The sequence below is a fragment of the Nocardia anaemiae NBRC 100462 genome, assembly GCF_001612725.1.
Taxonomy (GTDB): Bacteria; Actinomycetota; Actinomycetes; order Mycobacteriales; family Mycobacteriaceae; genus Nocardia; species Nocardia anaemiae.
In genome coordinates this window covers 1-3,149 of record NZ_BDAZ01000055.1, presented here as the reverse complement: position 1 = coordinate 3,149, position 3,149 = coordinate 1, and the positions used below count along the sequence as shown (strand labels likewise).

The following is a 3,149-nucleotide window of genomic DNA, read 5'->3' as shown; positions in this document are numbered from 1 at the left end:
CGGGTCCGTCGCCGCTGACCGCGCCCGCCGCGACGGTGCCCGCGCTGTTCGAGCCGCGGCCTGTTCCGGCGAAGCATACGGTCGCGGTCGACGATTCGCATTCGACCACCACACCGGTGACCAGCACCCCGACCACCGTCACCAAGACGGTGCCGGTCCCGGCCGACAACACCACGGGGCATCCGACCAAGACGCCCGATACGGGCAGCACCAAGCCCGGCCACACCACTGTTCCTGATGCGGATGCCACCGGGACGACGAAGATCCCGACCGCGACCCACGCGCCGACCACCCAGGCCCCCACCACGCACGCGCCGACCCACACCGCGACGCCGACGACACCGGACGACGACGATGTGACGCTCCCGAGCACCGGCAATGGCGGAACGAGCACCGGTCACAACGGCGGGACAACCCCGAGCACCGTCAACGGCGGCAACTCGATCCCGAACACCCACACCACCCAGCCGGATGTCGACGACCCGACCGTGGACCTCCCGACCGTCTCGGTGCCGACGGTCACCCACTCGGCACCGACGGTCCCGCCGACCGCGGATATCGATATCCCGACCGCGAATTCCCCGGCACCGATCCCGACTCAGCAACCGCACGTCCCCGCGCCGACGATGCCGGCACCGGTCACCCCGATTAAGCCGCCGACACACCCGATCGCCGCCGAAATCGGTGATCCGGCCGATTTCGCGAACCCGGTATACGAGCCCGATCACGCGGCGTTGACGCTCATGGCCACCGGACTGTCCATGCCGGTGCTGCCCGATCCGGGAGTGGACGACGGTCACCACTTCGTGGCGGGCCTGGATTTCACCCTGATCTAGGAGAGCCGCTTTGGGGGTCGCGCGCACCCGTCGCGCTGGCGCATGTCATCGTCGAACGCGATATCCATACGACAGTTAGGAGGAGCGGTTGTCTGCCGCAGCCGGGCTGGAGGCCGCCACGGTGAAACATCCGCAGGCGATGGCGCCGGTCATCGGAATCCTCGATCAACTGCAGGAGATGACCCGCTCCGCGGGACGGCAAGATCTGGGTGGCCGACTGAGTATGGTCCGGGCCAGGGTCGGTGACACACGGTTGCGCCTTGTGGTCGTCGGTGCCGCGAAGAACGGGATGAGCACGCTGGTCAACGGTCTGATCGGGGCGCGGGTGAGCGCCACCGAGAGCGCGCTGAGCGTGCCGGTGATCGCGGAGTACGGACCGGAGCCGACCGCTGTGCTGGTGAAATCGCTGGGCGCGGGCCGGATCGAACGTCAGCCCGTCGATCCGCTCGATCCCGGGCCCGCGCTGGCCGCCGACGGGGTGATCCGCGCCGAATTCACCGAGCCGAGTCCGCTGCTCGCCGAGGGCCTCGTCCTGATGGACGCACCGGGCAGCAACGGCGATGATCACACCACTTGGTCGATGATCGCCGCCGCGGATGCGGTGCTCTACGTCGGTGACGCCGGAAACGAATTCAGCCCGGAGCAGATCGGCTACCTCGAGCGCATCCAGCAGCTCTGTCCGACAGTCATCTGCGCGTTGAACAAGATCGATCTGCACCCGCACTGGCAGCACACCCAGCAGCGCAATCGCGAGCTTTTGGACGCGGCAGGTCTCGGCTTCGCGGTGGCGCCGGTCTCCGCGCTGCTGCATCTGCAAGCGGGCAACTATCAGCGCGATATCGAATCCGGTGTGCCGCAACTGGTCGACCACCTGCGCGACTATGTGTTGGCACGGGCCGACAGCCTGGTGCTGGAAGCCGCGGCCAATGACATCCGGCTCGTCGCCGACCACCTCGCCGTGACCCTGCGGACCGAGGCCGAGGCGCTGCGCGATCCGCGCCGCCGGGTGGAGATCACCGAACAACTGGTCGCCGCACGCGACCAAGCCGACCAACTGCGACAGCGCTCGGCCAACTGGCAGGTCACCCTCGGTGACGGCAGTACCGAGCTGATGGCCGATATCGAACACGATCTGCGGCACCGGCTGCGCAGTCTGGTGCGCGATGCCGAGGCCGAGATCGCCCGGACCGATCCGGCTCGCCGCTGGCAGGATTTCGGCGCGGATCTGGATGCCCGCATCTGTGAGGCCGTCGAAGAGAATTTCGTGGTGGCGCACTACCGAGCGGTGGAACTGTCCGAGCAGGTGGCGGCCAAATTCCCCGCCGATCACCGCACGCCGCCGCTACCGGATCTACGGCTGGAAAATCCCGGTGAGGTGCTCGACCATGTCGCGCCGCTGGATCCGCTGATCAGCGGGAAAGCCGGTGTGCTCGGTCAATTCCTGACCGTCATGCGCGGGTCATACGGTGGTCTGCTCATGGTCGGCGTGCTCACCAGTCTGCTGAAAATGCCACTGGTGAACTGGTATTCGGCCGCCGCCGCCCTGCTGCTCGGCGCCAATGCGCTATGGGACGACCGCAAGGCGCGCAAGCAGCGCCGTCAGGCCGAGGCAAAGGTTTCGGTGGCCAGACTGATGGACGACGTGATCTTCCAGGTGGGTAAGGAATCGCGAAATCGGTTGCGCGCCATGCAGCGTGCGTTGCGCGATCACTTCACCGATATCGCCACCGATGTGCTCCGCGCCGCCGACGAACGGCTGCGCGTCGCGGAGGTGGCCTATGGCAAGTACGGCGATCACCGCGAGGAACGCATCGCCGATCTGGATGTGCAACTCGGCAGGTTGCGCGGGCTGCGCGCCGAGGCCGATGGGATCAGCGCTGCCGCGTAGACAAGGACGATTCGGCTAGCGAGTCACGAGCCAGGCGATGACGATGAGCACGAGCAGGGCGATCAAGGCGAGCTGAACGCGGGAACGCGGCATCAACGCGCTCCGCTCTGCACGATCTCGCGCGCCGCCGCGGACGGCTCGGGCGTCAGCGCGGGCTGGGGGCCCACGACATCCTCGGCGGTGAGTGCCGTCGAGGTCGTGCGGTTACGGCCGAGCAGTTGCAGCGAGATCCGCAGGAGTCGATCGAGCAGGTAGGCGATGGCGAAGCTGACCGGAACCATGCCGACCAACACCACGATGAACTGCGGGATGAACGGCAATCCCGCGACCCACAGCTCGAAGCCGTCCCACCACCCTGCGATCTGATGCACGGCACCAGCCTAGCTCTGTTTGATTGCAGCGCCTCCGGCGCTGCGTGTTCGCGG

2 protein-coding genes and 1 pseudogene are annotated in these 3,149 nt (G+C 67.3%); 2 read left to right on the top strand and 1 reads right to left on the bottom strand.

The genetic code is table 11. From position 1 onward, the window contains the following. Together NA5_RS41430 and NA5_RS28175 are read left to right on the top strand one after the other, a co-directional pair. Positions 1-836: pseudogene (locus NA5_RS41430) on the top strand (hypothetical protein); the annotation flags it as partial. A gap of 88 nt (positions 837-924) precedes the next feature. Next, the gene (locus NA5_RS28175; RefSeq protein ID WP_062991388.1) at positions 925-2,724 is read left to right on the top strand and encodes a P-loop NTPase family protein; all 1,800 of its coding nucleotides are present in this window, start codon (positions 925-927) and stop codon (positions 2,722-2,724) included. A gap of 92 nt (positions 2,725-2,816) precedes the next feature. Here NA5_RS28175 and NA5_RS28170 read toward each other — a convergent pair whose 3' ends face one another. Then, the gene (locus tag NA5_RS28170; protein WP_062991386.1) at positions 2,817-3,095 is read right to left on the bottom strand and encodes a hypothetical protein; all 279 of its coding nucleotides are present in this window, start codon (positions 3,093-3,095) and stop codon (positions 2,817-2,819) included. Positions 3,096-3,149 lie beyond the last annotated feature (54 nt).